The sequence below is a fragment of the Acetobacter sicerae genome, assembly GCF_011516765.1.
GTDB classification, from domain to species: domain Bacteria; phylum Pseudomonadota; class Alphaproteobacteria; order Acetobacterales; family Acetobacteraceae; genus Acetobacter; species Acetobacter sicerae.
Genome location: NZ_JAAABN010000004.1, coordinates 130066 through 145383 on the forward strand (window position 1 = coordinate 130066; position 15318 = coordinate 145383).

General features: G+C 59.4%; 15 protein-coding genes and 1 tRNA gene. 10 read left to right on the forward strand and 6 right to left on the reverse strand.

Going from position 1 to position 15318, the window contains the following annotated elements; all coding sequences use genetic code 11:
- Window positions 1-51 precede the first annotated feature (51 nt).
- Both GVI59_RS06105 and GVI59_RS06110 read left to right on the forward strand, forming a co-directional pair.
- Window positions 52-1434, forward strand: coding sequence for a lytic transglycosylase domain-containing protein (locus GVI59_RS06105; protein ID WP_173573413.1), 1383 nt, complete (start codon window positions 52-54; stop codon window positions 1432-1434).
- Window positions 1435-1478: 44 nt separating this feature from the next.
- Complete coding sequence (locus GVI59_RS06110) at window positions 1479-2027, forward strand: peroxiredoxin (protein WP_173573414.1); 549 nt, start codon at window positions 1479-1481, stop codon at window positions 2025-2027.
- A gap of 31 nt (window positions 2028-2058) precedes the next feature.
- Here GVI59_RS06110 and GVI59_RS06115 read toward each other — a convergent pair whose 3' ends face one another.
- The 4 genes from GVI59_RS06115 to GVI59_RS06130 form a co-directional block, all read right to left on the reverse strand.
- The gene (locus GVI59_RS06115) at window positions 2059-2595 is read right to left on the reverse strand and encodes a hypothetical protein (protein ID WP_173573415.1); all 537 of its coding nucleotides are present in this window, start codon (window positions 2593-2595) and stop codon (window positions 2059-2061) included.
- A 370-nt stretch (window positions 2596-2965) separates the two neighbouring features.
- Window positions 2966-4123 (reverse strand): radical SAM family heme chaperone HemW, encoded by a 1158-nt coding sequence (hemW, locus tag GVI59_RS06120; RefSeq protein WP_173573416.1) that lies wholly within the window; start codon window positions 4121-4123, stop codon window positions 2966-2968.
- Window positions 4124-4167: 44 nt separating this feature from the next.
- Window positions 4168-6159, reverse strand: a complete 1992-nt coding sequence (locus GVI59_RS06125) for a potassium transporter Kup (protein ID WP_173573417.1) — start codon at window positions 6157-6159, stop codon at window positions 4168-4170.
- An 87-nt stretch (window positions 6160-6246) separates the two neighbouring features.
- On the reverse strand, window positions 6247-6942 hold the full coding sequence (locus GVI59_RS06130; RefSeq protein WP_173573561.1) for a YggS family pyridoxal phosphate-dependent enzyme: 696 nt from the start codon (window positions 6940-6942) through the stop codon (window positions 6247-6249).
- Between the two features lie 234 nt (window positions 6943-7176).
- Between GVI59_RS06130 and GVI59_RS06135 the strand changes: the two genes are divergently transcribed.
- The gene (locus GVI59_RS06135) at window positions 7177-8043 is read left to right on the forward strand and encodes a sulfotransferase family protein (protein ID WP_173573418.1); all 867 of its coding nucleotides are present in this window, start codon (window positions 7177-7179) and stop codon (window positions 8041-8043) included.
- Window positions 8044-8063: 20 nt separating this feature from the next.
- Here GVI59_RS06135 and GVI59_RS06140 read toward each other — a convergent pair whose 3' ends face one another.
- Complete coding sequence (locus tag GVI59_RS06140; protein ID WP_242012973.1) at window positions 8064-8933, reverse strand: hypothetical protein; 870 nt, start codon at window positions 8931-8933, stop codon at window positions 8064-8066.
- Between the two features lie 322 nt (window positions 8934-9255).
- On the opposite strand from GVI59_RS06140, the gene hisG reads away from it, so the two are divergent.
- The 7 genes from hisG (at window position 9256) to GVI59_RS06175 (ending at window position 13761) form a co-directional block, all read left to right on the forward strand.
- Window positions 9256-9990: an ATP phosphoribosyltransferase gene (gene hisG / locus GVI59_RS06145; RefSeq protein ID WP_173573419.1), complete on the forward strand. Its 735-nt coding sequence runs from the start codon at window positions 9256-9258 to the stop codon at window positions 9988-9990.
- A gap of 66 nt (window positions 9991-10056) precedes the next feature.
- Entirely contained in the window at window positions 10057-11349 is a 1293-nt protein-coding gene (gene hisD, locus GVI59_RS06150; protein WP_173573420.1) for a histidinol dehydrogenase, read from the forward strand.
- Window positions 11350-11479: 130 nt separating this feature from the next.
- Complete coding sequence (gene infA / locus GVI59_RS06155) at window positions 11480-11698, forward strand: translation initiation factor IF-1 (protein ID WP_010667149.1); 219 nt, start codon at window positions 11480-11482, stop codon at window positions 11696-11698.
- A gap of 15 nt (window positions 11699-11713) precedes the next feature.
- Entirely contained in the window at window positions 11714-12352 is a 639-nt protein-coding gene (locus GVI59_RS06160) for a Maf family protein (protein ID WP_173573421.1), read from the forward strand.
- Window positions 12340-13446: a ribonuclease E/G gene (locus tag GVI59_RS06165; protein WP_173573422.1), complete on the forward strand. Its 1107-nt coding sequence runs from the start codon at window positions 12340-12342 to the stop codon at window positions 13444-13446. The genes GVI59_RS06160 and GVI59_RS06165 overlap by 13 nt, the downstream gene beginning before the upstream one ends.
- The gene (locus GVI59_RS06170; RefSeq protein WP_173573423.1) at window positions 13439-13624 is read left to right on the forward strand and encodes a DNA gyrase inhibitor YacG; all 186 of its coding nucleotides are present in this window, start codon (window positions 13439-13441) and stop codon (window positions 13622-13624) included. The genes GVI59_RS06165 and GVI59_RS06170 overlap by 8 nt, the downstream gene beginning before the upstream one ends.
- A gap of 61 nt (window positions 13625-13685) precedes the next feature.
- Window positions 13686-13761 (forward strand) — tRNA-Phe (locus GVI59_RS06175).
- 650 nt (window positions 13762-14411) lie between these two features.
- Here GVI59_RS06175 and moaC read toward each other — a convergent pair.
- Window positions 14412-14939, reverse strand: a complete 528-nt coding sequence (moaC, locus tag GVI59_RS06180) for a cyclic pyranopterin monophosphate synthase MoaC (RefSeq protein WP_173573424.1) — start codon at window positions 14937-14939, stop codon at window positions 14412-14414.
- Between the last annotated feature and the right edge of the window lie 379 nt (window positions 14940-15318).

Here is a 15318-nt window from a genome sequence, read left to right on the forward strand (position 1 = left end):
ATGCACCATGCGCCCGGGTTTCCCCCGCGTCACGTCAGAACATCGCCCCCCATGCACAAAGCAAAGCGCAAGCTTCCCCGTATCGCCCGCCAGCTTCAGGCTCCGGCAGTTCTTGGACTGTTGGCCCTGCTCTCTGCCTGTGCCGGACAGGGTCCGCAGTCCGACATGCAGATCCCCATCGCGCAGGAAGAAGCGCGCTACCGGGCGCATGCAAAATCCTATTACGCGCCGCCGGGCTCAAGCGATGACCCGTGGGGCCCCTACATCACGGAAGCATCCCAGCGCTTCGATATTCCGGAGATCTGGATTCGCAGCGTGATCCAGCGTGAATCCGGTGGTCGACTGTTCCATAACGGCGAATTGGTGACTTCCGCTCCCGGCGCAATGGGCCTGATGCAGCTGATGCCGCCGACCTACGACGCCATGCGCAGTCAGTATAATCTCGGCAACGACCCGTATGACCCGCATGACAATGTGCTCGCCGGAACAGCCTATATCCGCCAGATGTATGACATCTACGGATCACCGGGTTTTCTGGCCGCCTATAACGCAGGTCCGGGTCGTCTCGAGGATTTCATTTCCCGCAGCCGCACCCTGCCGCGTGAAACCCGGAACTATGTCGCCGCCATCGGCCGTGAGATCGCGGGGATTTACCCCAACAGCCGTTCGCAGGCCGATCTTCTCGTCGCCAGCCATACTTCTGGCCAGAGCGCTGAATATGCCGCAGCCGCCCTGCCGACTGGAACGGCCGCCAGCATCCGTAATGCATGGGCGCAACGCACAGGCGGCAACGCTCGTCCTGTAGAGGTCGCAGAAGCTCCAACCTCTTCCGGAGAGGACACGACGCCCGTCGTCCCATCCCCGACCTACACACGTCAGATGGCGCCGGTTTCAAACAACACCGAGTCTCCACAGGCCGTCAGTTCGGTCTGGGCTGCGCGTATGAAAGCCAGCGGCGCCAGCACGGAAACACAGGAAGAGCCGCAGGCTTCGGCCGAGCCGGTAGCCGCCCAGCCCGTCGTGATCAATGACAGCGCCATGCCTGCGGCACGTCCTGCCCGCAGCAACAGCCGGTTCGCACTGATCTCGTCGGCTTCCGCCGCCTCCGCTCCGCTCTCCTCCCGCACAACGACAAACAGCCGGGTTGCAACAACGGCGGAGAGTGCGACCGTCACCAGTTCCCGCGCGTGGGCCATTCAGGTTGGCGCGTTCAGCACGCCCTCCCTCGCTCAGGCCGCTACCAGCCGTGCACGCTCCAAGGCAAGCAACGACCTGTCTTCGGCCAGAACCCAGATTGCCAGTGTTCGTCTGGCCAGAGGCCAGATCTACCGCGCACGCCTGACCGGTCTTTCCCATTCGGAAGCGACAGCCGCCTGTCACCGTCTTGATATCGGTTCCGCCAACTGTGTGGTTGTTTCGCCTGAAGGTACCTGACCGACCGCGTTATCAATCCTATTCACCGGCAAGGAACGATCATTATGGCCACACGCAAGCTTTTCGGCCTGATCCTTACGGCTGGCCTGACGCTCTCTGTACAGGCCAACGCCGCCCTGCAACCGGGAAACAAGGCTCCTGCCTTCACGCTTCCGGCGAGTCTCGCCGGGCATGAATTCAGCTTTTCGCTGACGAAGGCTCTTAAGAAAGGTCCTGTCGTCCTGTATTTCTACCCTGCCGCCTTCACGCCCGGCTGCACGATAGAAGCGCATGACTTTGCAGAGGCGATGGATCAGTTTCAGGCCCTGAACGCAACCGTCATCGGCGTTTCGATGGATCAGTTCGATACACTGAAAAAATTCTCGGTCAGCGAATGTCGCAATCGCTTTGCCGTCGCTGCCGACGAGAGCGGTTCCGTTTCCGCACTTTATGACGCCAAGCAGTCCCATGACACTCACGCAGCACGTGTGTCCTATGTCATCGCGCCGGATGGGAAAATTCTGCTGAGTTACGAAAACCGCTCGCCTGACGAGCATGTCGCCCGCACTCTCGCCGCTCTCCAGAAGTGGAAAACTGAATCAGCGCGACACTGAATACTCTGAAGAAACCTTCAGAAAGCGCCGGTCAACCAGCTTCCCACTGAACCTTTCTGAGAAACCACTGGAGTTCCAGAACGCTGGTCAGGCGCGCGCCTTCCGACGTGTCGATCAGCGGTCCCGTGCGACTGCGAGGCTCGATCAGACCCCATTTCACCAGATCGCCGCGAATCTTGGCGTCGTCGTAATCGTAGCCTTCCCGCACGACTTCCTTCAGCCGTTCGACAATAGTGGCCAACAGGGTGAGATCAGCCGCATGCCGCGCTAGCATGCCGCGCCTCACCTCCGCGACTGCCTGCATGGCGACACGCGGCACCTCGCCTTCCTGAACGAGAGGCGTGATCGTATAGCCGAGATTGAGGTAGCGGTCCGGATAATCCGTGGTGAGCCATTTTTCACGTCCGGCCGCCTCGACAAGCCATGCTTCCACCTTTGCCTCGATCTGGGGCAAGGCGAAATTTCCGCTCAGAATTTCCTCGGGTGTCGGTGAATCTTTTCGCCCGGCAGACAGAGCTTCCACGGAAGAGTGCTGTTCCGCCCGATCTTCAGGCACATCCTTATTCAACAGGATCTTGCTCCTCCGTGGGCACCGCAAGGGTCGCTCATGACCAGGGTTATCGTTGATCAGACAGACGCTCTGTCAAAACAGCAGGACAAACCATTTTCCACGCAATTCAGTAACAGGAAAACAGCCTCGCCGCATTTTTCAGACGACTACTGACGTCTCAATACATAGTCCATTTCTATCGCCGACCATAGAGCCGAACATATCTCATCGTAGAGCAGGTTTCCGTTCCATAGAAATCAACTGAACGAATGAAGAGGCCAAGAAAACAACAGACTACAGCGTTCCAGACACTGGGCGTCCATTCTGGCAAAAATCAGACTGAGCAGCGTCCTACAGACAAGCCATCTTCCAATACAGATCAGATGGACTACAGCACCAGTCGCGGCAAAATCGCCTCCAATCTCACGCGACCTGACGGCGTCGCCACCAGCCCTCCCCCGGAAAGGTGCCGCAGATAGCCTTCTTCGAGACAGAGTTGCAGCACGCTGTCATCGAGCGCATCGGCGAAGGCACAGCCTGTACGCGCCTCAAAAGCCGCACTGGAGACACCTTCCGCCAGCCGCAGACCCATCAGCAGCATTTCCCGTGAACGATCCAGCCTGCCCAGCGGCTCAGCGCTGGTTTCACCCGAACCGGTCTGCTCGACCTTTTCAGCCCATATCTCCGGCGCACGATGGCGACGCGTCGCCAGCAACTGCCCGTCCAGCGTCAGCCGTCCATGCGCCCCAGCTCCGATGCCGAGGTAATCTCCATAACGCCAGTATGTCAGATTATGGCGACTTTCCGCGCCCGGCGCCGCGTAATTGGAGACTTCATAGGCCGACAGGCCGTGCCGTGCCGCCACGTCTGTCGTGTCGTCATACAGCGCCGCCGCCAGATCCTCGTCAGGCAGAACCAGCTTTCCCTGACGGAACAGCCCTTCAAACTTTGTACCGTCCTCAATGGTCAGCTGATAAAGCGAAACATGATCCGCAACGAGATCCAGCGCCTGAGCAAGTTCGGCGCGCCAGTCCTCACGTGACTGCTCTGGTCGCGCATAGATCAGATCGAACGTGACGCGGGGGAAAATCTTCCGCGCCATTTCCAGCGCCCGCACTGCCTGCCCTGCCGAATGCTCGCGACCAAGCATCTTCAGGGCGTCATCACGCAGGGACTGCACACCCAGCGAGACCCGGTTCACACCGGCGTCACGGAATCCCTGCAACCGGGCGGCTTCCACACTGGTCGGATTGGCTTCCAGAGTAATCTCGATGTCCGGGTCCGCATCAAACAGCGTCCGGGCGTCCTCGATGAGCGCCGCCACACCTTCCGGCGGCATGAGGGATGGCGTTCCGCCCCCGAAGAAGATCGATGTCAGGGAGCGACGGCCAAGACGAGCGGCTTCATGCGCCAGCTCTTTTCTCAAAGCTGCGATAAAGCGTTCGGACGGAACGCGCTCCCGCACATGACTGTTGAAGTCACAGTAGGGACATTTGGCCAGACAGAACGGCCAGTGGATATAAAGCGCAAGAGGCCCGCCATCCAATGACGAGCCTCCTTGTGCGAGAGAGGGTGAAGGTGCCACGGCTCTCAGATGGCGACCTTCACGCCAAGTTCGACAACACGATCCATCGGAATCCGGAAGAATTCTGTAGCCGGCGTTGCGTTACGCGCCATGAACATGAACACCGCCATCCGCCAGCGCGCCATCTTCGGCACAGAAGAACGGGCAATCAGCTCACGCGAGATGAAGTAGGAAGCGAGCGTCGGATCGAAATCGATGCCGTTGGTTTTAAGCTCCTCCAGCGCGCGGGGAATGTTCGGGGTTTCCATGAAACCGTAGCGCAGGATCACCCGGTAGATGTCGTGAGCCAGTTCTTCCACCATCACACGGTGCCCGCGATCCGCTTCCGGCTGGTCAAGGTTCTGGATGGTTACGAACAGCACGTGATCGTGCAGAACCTTGTTATGCTTGAGGTTGTGCAGAAGACAGGGCGGCACAAAATCCGGCGTGGCCGTCAGAAACACAGCCATACCCGGCACGCGTATAGTGCGGGACTGCGGCAGACGGGCGATGAACGACCCCATCGGCAGACTATCCTGCCCCTGTCGCGCGATGATGAGGCTGCGGCCCCGCTTCCAGGTCGTCATCATCAGGGTGAGTACACAGCCCAGCATCAGCGGCACCCAGCCACCATCCGGTATCTTCAGCGCATTGGCTGAAAAGAATGTGACGTCAATGAACAGGAACGGGATGAAGGTGGCGTAGACCGCCTGCGCGGACCAGTGGAAATGCTTGCGGAACACGATGAAGCACAGGACCGTCGTGCAGATGAACGTCCCGGTGACGGCAATACCGTATGCCGCGGCCAGCGCGTCGGAACTGCGGAACGCCACCACCAGCAGGATCGCCCCCACCATCAGGAAGCGGTTGAAGTCTGGAAGGTAGATCTGCCCTTCCTCTTCGGCGTTCGTATGCACGATGCGCATGCGCGGCAGATAGCCAAGCTGAATGAGCTGTCTGCACACCTGGAAACCGCCTGAAATTCCGGCCTGACTGGCGATGACCGTGGCGAAGGTCGAGAGGATCACCAGCGGGACCTGCATGGAGTGCGGGGCCAGCATGAAGAACGGATTGGCCAGCGCGCTGGGGTCCGCCATCACGAGCGCGCCCTGCCCGAAGTAGTTCAGCACCAGCATCGGCAGGACAAAGAACAGCCAAGCATAACGGATCGGCTGACGCCCGAAGTGCCCCATGTCGGCGTACAGCGCCTCGGCTCCCGTCACACAGAGCACGACGGAACCGAGCGCCATGAAGGACAGGGCGCCATGATGGATGATGAACTGAAGCGCATAGAGCGGCGAGATGGCGAACAGCACGCCCGGATGATGCAGGATCTCAAACAGCCCCATCATGCCGAGAGACCCGAACCACAGCAGCATGACGGGTCCGAAGATCGCTCCCACCTTGCCTGTGCCAATCCACTGGACGCTGAACAGGCCGATGATCACCGCGATGGCCATGGGGATGATGAAGTCCTGCGCCGCAGGAAAGCTCACCTCCACACCTTCAATCGCGGAAAGGACCGAAATGGCGGGCGTGATGATGCCGTCGCCAAAGAACAGACAGGCCCCGACAATGCCGATCAGGCCGAGGATGGTCCGCATCCGGGTGTCGGCCGTGACACGCTGGGCAAGGGAGGTCAGCGCGAGAATGCCGCCTTCCCCGTTATGGTCGGCCCGCATCACGAGAAGAACGTATTTGACGGTCACAACGATGATGAGGGTCCAGAAGATCAGGCTTTCGATGCCCAGAACTTCCGCATCCTGCACCGGATGGTGACCGGAGACGACTTCAATGGTGGAGCGGAGCGCGTAGAGCGGGCTGGTGCCGATATCGCCGTACACCACCCCGAGCACGCCGAGGAGCGCCGCGAAACCAACGGGCGGCGCCTCATGCTGAGGCTGATCCGCACCGAATTCCGTCACTTTCGGACCCTGATGGGCAGCAGTCCCCGCACCCTTGTCCGCAGCCGCAGGCGGCGCACCGTTGCTGTCAGACGATGTCTCGTGTCCGGTCATTCTTCGCGTTGCACTCCCTCACGCGGGCTTTCGCACTGAGAAATCCGCGTCCTCGAAAAATCGTTGCCGCAGACTTACCGGCTCAGGTCAGTCTCCGGCAACCCCTGCGGGTCTCGCTCCGAAAATGGCTGTCCCTACACGCACGAGCGTCGCGCCTTCAGCAATCGCCAGCGGATAGTCCGCCGACATCCCCATCGAACGCACGGGCAGACCGTGCTGATCCGCCAGCGAGCGCAGAAAACGAAAATGCGGAACAGGATCCTCGCCCGCAGGCGGAATACACATCAGTCCGCGCAGCTGTTCTCCAAACCGCATGCGGCTCTGGCGGATAAATTCATCGGCTTTTTCACGGGGAACACCGAATTTCTGCGGCTCATCACCCGTATTCACCTCAACCAGCAGGTCCGGCATGCGTCCTTCCTGATCCGCCGCTTTCGCCAGCGCATCAGAAAGAGTGGGCCGGTCCAGACTTTCGATCATGTCCGCAATGCGCACGGCTTCCCGCGCCTTGTTGGTCTGCAGGCCACCGATGAGATGCAGGCGAAGATGCGGATACTGCTCACGAAGCCGGGGGAATTTCTCGGCGGCTTCCTGCACCCGGTTTTCTCCGAACACCCTCTGTCCTGCACGAAGAGCCGCTTCAACCGCTGCGGCCGGATGAAACTTGGACACAGCGACCAGCGTGACAGCATCAGACGGCCGTCCGGCAGTCTGCACGGCTTTTTCAATCTGTCCGCGGACCTCATCCAGAGCCTCGCCAATATCTGTAGCAGCCATTTCCATGGAAGATCCGTCAGAGTGTGGGAGTGTCATGCCCTGCACCTTGCTCTTTTGTCATGTCCGGTCAAGAGTCCGCCCCGTTATTGCTACGTGCCCGTCTCAGGTCGCGGCTGTCCTTTCCTCCATGTGATGACGCCCGCTGGAGAGCTTCCGGTCATAAAGCAGTAACACGAGCGGGAGATATCGCATCCTGTTCTTCTGACCGATGATCCTTATTAAAAGTGAGGCGTATTTCTCATGCTGGGCTCCAATCAGGAAAAACGGGTGATTGTGATTCTCGGCGCACGGAGCGGCACCTCAGCTCTCAGCGGCACGCTGTCACTGCTTGGGGCCGGTCTGCCGCAGAACCTGATGCAGGCGAACTGGGCCAACCCGAAAGGATATTTCGAACCTCAGGACATAGCAGAACTGCATGACGAAATTCTCGCCTCCACGGGAAGCACCTGGTCCGACTGGCGTGAATTTCCCCGGGACTGGTTCCACTCCGAAGCCGCAGCCCATTACACGGCAAGACTGACGGAGATGTTTCTCAACGACTATAAGACCGCATCAGGTCTCTGCATTCTGAAAGAACCCCGGATCTGCCGCCTCCTCCCTCTGTGGGCGGAAGTCTTTCAGGCTGCGGGCGTCGTGCCGCTGTTCTGCTTCATCGACCGCGCGCCACGTGAGGTTGCCGCTTCACTGACAGCGCGGGATGGCTCATCCATGGAGCAGGGGCTGCTCTATTACATCCGCAATCACATCGAATCAGAGCGGGACACACGCAGCGCCCGACGGGCTTTCGTTCAATATGACGCTCTTCTCAACAATTGGCGGGACGTTGTTGGCGGAATCAACCGGGCGCTCCGCACATCCTTCCCGCTCGCAGGGGCTGAAGCGGCGGAAGTGGATCAGTTTCTTGAACGGAATTTGAAAAACCAGAGTGCTGACAAGATGGAACCGGATGGCTGGATCGAGGTTCTGGCCAACTCAATCCACAAGGCGTTTTCAATGCTGACGATCGATCCTTATGATCCCGTTGGCCTTGCCGCCATGGAGCATGCGCGGGCCGTCTTCGATATGCGCAGTCAGGAAATCAGGACCGTTCAGGATACAGACGCCTGAACAGAATCTGTGCTGGCATTTCAGTCCAGACGCCGCTCTTCTCCCATGCCAAAGGCGAAATAATGGTAAAAGGCTTTCATGCCTGACGCGGCGACATCCGGATAAAGCTCCAGATATTTTCCGGCTTCGAACGCCCGGGTCTGCGTGATCCGGCCCTCTTCCACCATCACCAGCTCTGCAAGATCGGTAGGGGTTGCCGGTTCCGCCGGCTGCATCGTTCCAAAAAACTCCGAACGCACCCCGATCGCCCGGAAATGGTTCAGCGCACCGGGAAAGCGCAGATAGACCCCATCCGCAAAGCGTCCGAGATATTCCTCCTCCGTCATGAAGAAATATTCGATCAGATGCATGCCGGCCCCCGAAAAGCTCCTCAGGGCTTCAGAATCCGTCACGTCCACCCGGTCACGCAGCTTGCGGGAGGCATGCTCCACCAGCATGTCGAATGGCTTGTGGTGCATATGCAGATAGGCCAGCCGGGTCTCGACAAAGCCTTCCTCCACACGCGACGTAATCGCATGGTAACCAAGATCGACTGCGCCGACCGTGCCGCTCGCGACGAATTTCTTGGGAAAATCCATCGGCATGAAACAGCCGGGGACGCCGGGCACGTTGCCCGGACTGAACCGGATCTGCATCGCCCGTTTCTCACCAATCAGTTCGTCCAGACAGGCGTGAATCGCTTCCAGGGAACAACTGAAACCGTCTTCCGTGTAGACGGAGAGAAATTCATCGCAATCAACCGGGATCGCAAAATCGTAGTCTTCCGTGGCGTCCCAGAACTGAATGATGCGTCGGGCATATTCCCCCTTGGCCTCGAAATCCTTGGCCTTGCCCAGCCCCCGGAAGACCCGGACACCCGCCTTTTCATAGGTGTCGAGTGTGGCGAGCACCGAAGGTTCGACAGAACCATTATCCAGAACAACAAGATTTTAGAAACCGAACAGGTATCCGTAATGCCTGAACCACGCTTCCAGCAGCAGGGTTTCATCCCGCTGCATCATCACACATTTCACACGCGCCATTCGCGCAGCACCCCGTCCGGCCATGATTATGAAGGCAGCCTACAGTCGGGGTGGTTAAAACTCTATTCCTGCCGACACCGACAGTTTTGGCGGAGTGTTCACTCTATGGTAAACGCCGCATCGACCTTACACAAAAGCCGCCTCCCCGCGGCCTGAGCCCGGCATCCGGCCGGGCGACCCGGAGCATCACATGAACCTCGACCGGACTACGGACTTCGCAGCGAACGCCCCCGTCAACAGAGACGAGACGACGCACGCGACCCATCATCCGGACGACAGGCTGGTGCTGGCGCTCCCCAAGGGCCGCATTCTTAAAAGCGCCGGACCTCTCCTGAAAAAGGCGGGCATTATCCCGTCCTCCGACTGCCTTGACGAAAGCAGCCGCCGCCTGCGCTTCTCCACAAACAACCCGAACCTCGACGTCGTGCGTGTGCGCTCCTTCGACGTGGCCACCTTCGTGGCGCAGGGCGGCGCACATCTCGGCATCTGCGGCGCCGATGTCATCATGGAGTTCGATTACCCCGAGCTTTATGCGCCGCTGGATCTCGGTATCGGCGGCTGCCGCGTCTCCGTCGCGCAGCCTGTTTCCGATTCCCTTGAGGAAGATGAAACGCGCCTGTCGGAAATCCGCGTCGCCACCAAATATCCTTCCATCACCCGGCGTCATTTCGCGGCGCGCGGCATCAACGCCGACATCGTGCATCTGCATGGCGCCATGGAACTGGCCCCGATGCTCGGTCTGTCCCGCGTGATCGTCGATCTGGTCGATACGGGCTCCACCCTCCGCGCCAACGGCCTGCGCGAAGTGGAGACCATCGCCCACATCACGAGCCGTCTGGTCGTCAACCGCACGGTGATGAAGACACGTCCGCAGGAAATCGCCCGTCTGATCGCCAGCTTCCGCGATGCTTTGGCCGCGCCCTGACCCCTCATCGCGAGTAAACGCATTTTATCCGGCCCGATTTCAACGGGCAGAAAGACAGAGAGCATCATGAAACGTCTTGATACACGCTCCGCCGACTTTGAAGCCGGTTTTGTCGCGCTGCTGGCCGACCGTGAGACGGAAAGCGGCCGTGTCGACAAACCTGTCGCCGCCATTCTGGAAGATGTCCGCACCCGTGGCGACGCCGCTGTCTGCGAACTGACGTCAAAATTCGACAGACTCGCCCTTACGCCGGAACGGCTGCGCATCACCGCAGAAGAAATTGACGCCGAAACCGCGAAAGTCCCGCAGGACCAGATCGAGGCCCTGAACGTGGCGGCGTCCCGCATTGAAGCCTTCCACCGCGCCCAGTTGCCGAAGGACATGGAGTTCACCGACGCCGATGGCGTGACTCTCGGCCAGCGCTGGAACGCGCTCGACGCCGTGGGGCTCTATGTTCCCGGCGGCAAGGCGGCCTACCCCTCTTCCGTGCTGATGAACGCCATTCCGGCCCATGTGGCTGGCGTGGAGCGTCTGGCCATGTGCGTGCCGACGCCGGATGGCGTGCTGAATCCGCTGGTTCTCGCCGCCGCGAAACGCGCCGGTGTGACCGAGATTTACCGCATCGGCGGCGCACAGGCCGTCGGTGCGATGGCGTTCGGCACGGAAACGATCCTTCCCGTGGACCGCATCGTCGGCCCCGGCAACGCCTATGTTGCGGAAGCCAAGCGGCAGGTGTTCGGACGCGTCGGCATCGACAGTATCGCCGGCCCTTCCGAAGTCGTCGTGGTGGCGGACAATCAGAACAATCCGCGCCTTGTCGCACTGGACCTGATGGCGCAGGCCGAGCATGACGAACTGGCGCAGTCGATTCTCATCACAAATGACGCCGCTTTCGGTGACGCTGTTGCCGCCGCCGTCGAAACCGAGCTGAAAACGTTGACCCGTTCGGCCATCGCATCCGCGAGCTGGCGTGATTTCGGCGCGATCATCACGGTCGCCGACTGGGATGAGGCGGCGAAGCTGGTGGACCGGATTGCACCCGAGCATCTTGAACTGATGCTGGATGATCCCAAATCAGTGTTCGCAAAGGTGCGGCATGCCGGTGCAGCGTTCCTCGGACGCTTCTGTCCCGAGGCTGTCGGTGATTATGTCGGTGGGCCTAACCACGTTCTGCCGACATCCCGCACGGCGCGGTTCGCCTCCGGCCTGTCGGTCTATGATTTCCTCAAGCGGACGACCTATATTGCCGCCGACAGGGAAGCACTGGAAAAGATCGGTCCCGCAGGCGTCACATTGGCCAATGCAGAAGGTCTCGAAGCCCACGCGCTGAGTATTTCGGCCCGTCTCGGCAATTCGTGACTCGGCAAAAATCAGCCAGAACTTGACCCGGAGGCTCAGGCGCGGTCATAAGACCGCCCTTGATCCGTTCCTTTAAGCGGACGGGGTCACTACAGGAAAGTCGATAACCATATGATGAGTGGAAGCCACGATGTCTAAAGAGGACATGATCGAGTTCAGCGGAACCGTAACGGAGCTGCTGCCTAACGCCATGTTCCGCGTCAAGCTCGACAACGAGCACATGATTCTGGCCCATACGAGCGGAAAGATGCGCAAGAACCGCATCCGCGTGCTGGCTGGCGACCGTGTGAGCGTAGAGATGACGCCGTATGACCTGAGCAAAGGTCGCATCACATTCCGCTTCAAGTAAGACCGGGTGCCGGGATTGCCTGATAACCCGGCTGGCGGACCGGGTGACGCCGCGCAGCAGCGGCCCCACCTGATCCTTGCCTCGGCTTCGCCACGCCGTCTGACTCTTCTCGGGCAGATCGGTCTGAAGCCGGATCGCATCGATGCTCCCGACATTGATGAAACACCCCGAAAAGATGAATTGCCGCGTGTCTATGCCCAGCGGCTGGCTCAGGAAAAGGCAGCGACCGTCGCCGCCCGCACGCCTGACCCGGCGCTGATTCTGGCGGCTGACACGGTCGTCGCACTTGGGCGTCGCATTCTGCCGAAAGCGGAAGACCGCAAGACCGCCGAGGCCTGCCTGCGTCTGCTTTCCGGGCGTCGCCACATCGTTCTCACAGCCGTCGCCATTCAGCCAAGCGCCGCATGGCGAGACGGCCGAGCCGGTCTGCGTGTGGTGGAAACGGGCGTGGTGTTTTCCCGTCTGACCGAAGCGCAGATTCAGGGACTGCTGGATGGCGGCGACTGGGAAGGCAAGGCCGGGGGCTACGCGCTTCAGGGTCAGGCCGCGGCCTGTATCCGCTTTGTCTCGGGCAGCCCGTCCGCCGTCATCGGCCTGCCGCTTTTTGAAACCGCCCAGCTTCTTCGAGGCCAGAAAGGCCAGTGGCTGCCGTGAAAGGCACGCTACGCCTCGCCTGCTCACCGGGCGAGGCCCGGATCACCGTTTGCGAGAACGGAATACTTCAGGACTTCGGGATCTGGACGCCGGGTCATTCAGACCATCTTGGCTCTGTCTTCCTTGGACGTGTCACAGCCCTTGCTCCCGCACTGGGGGGAGCCTTCGTCCATCTCGGCCTCAGTGAAGCCGGCTTCATGCCTGTGCGGGACAACGATCCCGCCCTGCACGAGGGCGATGCCGTCCCCGTGCAGATCATCCGCTGCGGCATGGGCGGCAAAGGCCCCCGTCTGAAACGGGTGGAACTGCCGTCTCCCCCTTCCGATATCGGTTTGATACAGCCGGGACCATCGCCGCTGGAAGACATGGCGCAGCGATGGGAGGGCGATATTCTGGTCGATCATCCGACCTTCGCCGCCCGTATCCCGCCTTCCCTCCGTGATCGCGTTCGACTCGTCCAGCACGCATGGACCGATGACATTCACGATGCCGTTGACGACTTGCTGGCATCCGATATTGCTCTGCCGGGCGGGATGCGGGCCAGCATTACGCCCACACCGGCTCTTGTCGCCATCGACATGGATACAGCGTCAGCGTCCGGGATGGCAGGACTGAAGCAGACCGCACAGTTCGCCCTGAACCGGGATGCCTTTCCGGCTCTGGTGCGGCAGATCTGCCTGAGAAACCTTTCAGGAGCGATCCTGATCGACCCGGCAGGTCTTTCGACCCGCAAGAGGCAGGCGCTTCGTGACTCCATTGAAGAGGCTCTGAAATCAGATCCGCTGAGAGCACGGTGCCTCGGCATTACGGCGCTTGGGTTGGTAGAAATTGTCCGGACCAGAGTTCGTCCATCCCTGCATGAACAGACATTCAGCCCCCACGGTCGCGCCATGGCCGCCCTGCGGGATGTTGTGGCTTCCTGTGAGGACCAACCATTGTCTCGCCCGATTCTGGATGCGGGCGTCGGTCTCGTGGAAGCCCTGTCTGCTGATCCTCTGGCTGTCGAAGATGTTGCCGCATGGTGTGGCTATCCTCTGACCATTCGCAGCACCCCCAATCTTCCCCCTCTTTCATGGAGTATTGTCCGTGGCTGAGCCCGTTCCCTGCCCGATCTGCAAGAAGCCTTCGACGCCGGAGTTTCGTCCGTTCTGCTCACGCCGTTGCGCCGACATTGATCTCGGCCGCTGGTTTTCCGAGGATTATCGCGTCCCGGCAGAACCAGCTTCCGAGGATGGAAAAATTTCTGACACAGAAGACGACCTCCCCGCTTGATCTTCGTGGCAAGGCGGGTTAAATGCTCCCCCACACCAGCCGGTTAAACCGCTGGCCAGGTGCCCAAGTAGCTCAGTTGGTAGAGCATGCGACTGAAAATCGCAGTGTCACTGGTTCGATCCCGGTCTTGGGCACCATTTTTCCCGAAATCGATAATAACCAAGTCGTAGAACAAAAGCTGTTTGGCCTGTTCAGACTTTCTTGTGCAGAGCACCTCCTGTAACAACTCAGTTCCTGTCTCACACAGGTTAATGCTGCATGTTTGTCGTGAGGGGCATGCTCACACAATACGTCCGCAAACACGGCTCCCGCCAACATCACAGTGAATCAGAGCAGTGGTTGCAATCGTGTCAGTGTGAGACGGACATCCCCGCGCAGGCGGGGAACACGGAGACCGGAGCGCAATGGGACGGAAACACTAAGGTTCATCCCCGCGCAGGCGGGGAACACTCTTCCTGGAACCTACTGATTCAAAAACATTTTTTTGATATCAAAGATCCTACCGATTGAAAACAGCCGTTCTGACCGGTTTCTCTGGGGGCAACTTATACGGATTCAAGACTGTACAAATCAATCGTCATCCGCTGAGTGTCACCACTGACCGATAACGCCTAACCCTCATCTGCGTTACCGACCACAACGACATCGCAGCTTCCGGGTGGCGCAGACAACGCCTGTTATCAGAACTTCTCTGTAAATCGGCAGGACACTGATTTTACCCAAAAGCCGTTTTCAGAGCATCGATGACATCATGATCACCGACTCATCGAATGGACTTACTCTTGTATTATTGTTGTTCTGCAGTCGTCTGTCCGGCAGCACGGTCCAGAAGCGTGCCAAAATCCCGCTTCCCGCCGACCTTACCCAGCAATCCCACGCTATGAATCACCATGTCGTGGCTTAACGCCTTGCACATGTCATAGATGGTCAAGGCTGCGACAGTCGCGCCTGTCAGCGCTTCCATCTCCACGCCCGTCTGCCCGACACAGGCGACACGACAATCAATGACGGCATCCTGATCCTCAATCGTGATATCGATCTTGCAGCCGCTAATGGAAAGAGGGTGACACATCGGGATCAGGGTGGAGGTCGCCTTGACGCCCATGATCCCGGCGATCTGAGCGACCGTCAGCACGGCCCCTTTTTTTGTGACAAATCCGGCTTCACGCAGGGTTGCAATGACAGCTTCCGGAAAACGAAGACGAGCCTGAGCGTGCGCTTCCCTCTTTGTCACCGCCTTGTCGCTGACTTCCACCATACGCGGCTGTTCGCCCGTTTCATCGACGTGAGAAAGGATCGGCGCGGTTTCGGTCATGATAAGTCCAGATCAGTAAAAAGCTCACACTCTGTTAGGACAGATATCCCGGACCACACCAGTGGAAATCAGTTCATGAACGCCTAGCGATTTCGCAAAAGCCGAAGCAACCGTCAGCATCGTGAGACCTGACCAGTTTCACCTCTCCTGCATGACACCAGCACACACCGAACACTCCTGCCGACTGACCCGGTCTTGCGGATCACGCTGTCATTCTCATGGTCCTAACGGTTTTCAGTTCTTCATCTGCTTCATGACTGACGCCCGATCACCAGTTTTCAGCATCTCAAACTGCGTTTTTATTCAAACACATGTCTTTTCCGTAACAACATGCTAGTCTGATGGTAATGTGCAACCATAAATAGGCCTGAACGTGCAT

What these genes read in the sequence shown, in the direction of transcription:
- GVI59_RS06105 (WP_173573413.1), top strand. Translation starts at nt 52, where the DNA reads ATGCACAAAGCAAAGCGCAAGCTTCCCCGTATCGCCCGCCAGCTTCAG.
- hisD (WP_173573420.1), top strand. Translation starts at nt 10,057, where the DNA reads ATGAAACGTCTTGATACACGCTCCGCCGACTTTGAAGCCGGTTTTGTC.
- infA (WP_010667149.1), top strand. Translation starts at nt 11,480, where the DNA reads ATGTCTAAAGAGGACATGATCGAGTTCAGCGGAACCGTAACGGAGCTG.
- hisG (WP_173573419.1), top strand. Translation starts at nt 9,256, where the DNA reads ATGAACCTCGACCGGACTACGGACTTCGCAGCGAACGCCCCCGTCAAC.
- GVI59_RS06125 (WP_173573417.1), bottom strand. Translation starts at nt 6,159, where the DNA reads ATGACCGGACACGAGACATCGTCTGACAGCAACGGTGCGCCGCCTGCG.
- GVI59_RS06135 (WP_173573418.1), top strand. Translation starts at nt 7,177, where the DNA reads ATGCTGGGCTCCAATCAGGAAAAACGGGTGATTGTGATTCTCGGCGCA.
- moaC (WP_173573424.1), bottom strand. Translation starts at nt 14,939, where the DNA reads ATGACCGAAACCGCGCCGATCCTTTCTCACGTCGATGAAACGGGCGAA.
- GVI59_RS06130 (WP_173573561.1), bottom strand. Translation starts at nt 6,942, where the DNA reads ATGGAAATGGCTGCTACAGATATTGGCGAGGCTCTGGATGAGGTCCGC.
- GVI59_RS06110 (WP_173573414.1), top strand. Translation starts at nt 1,479, where the DNA reads ATGGCCACACGCAAGCTTTTCGGCCTGATCCTTACGGCTGGCCTGACG.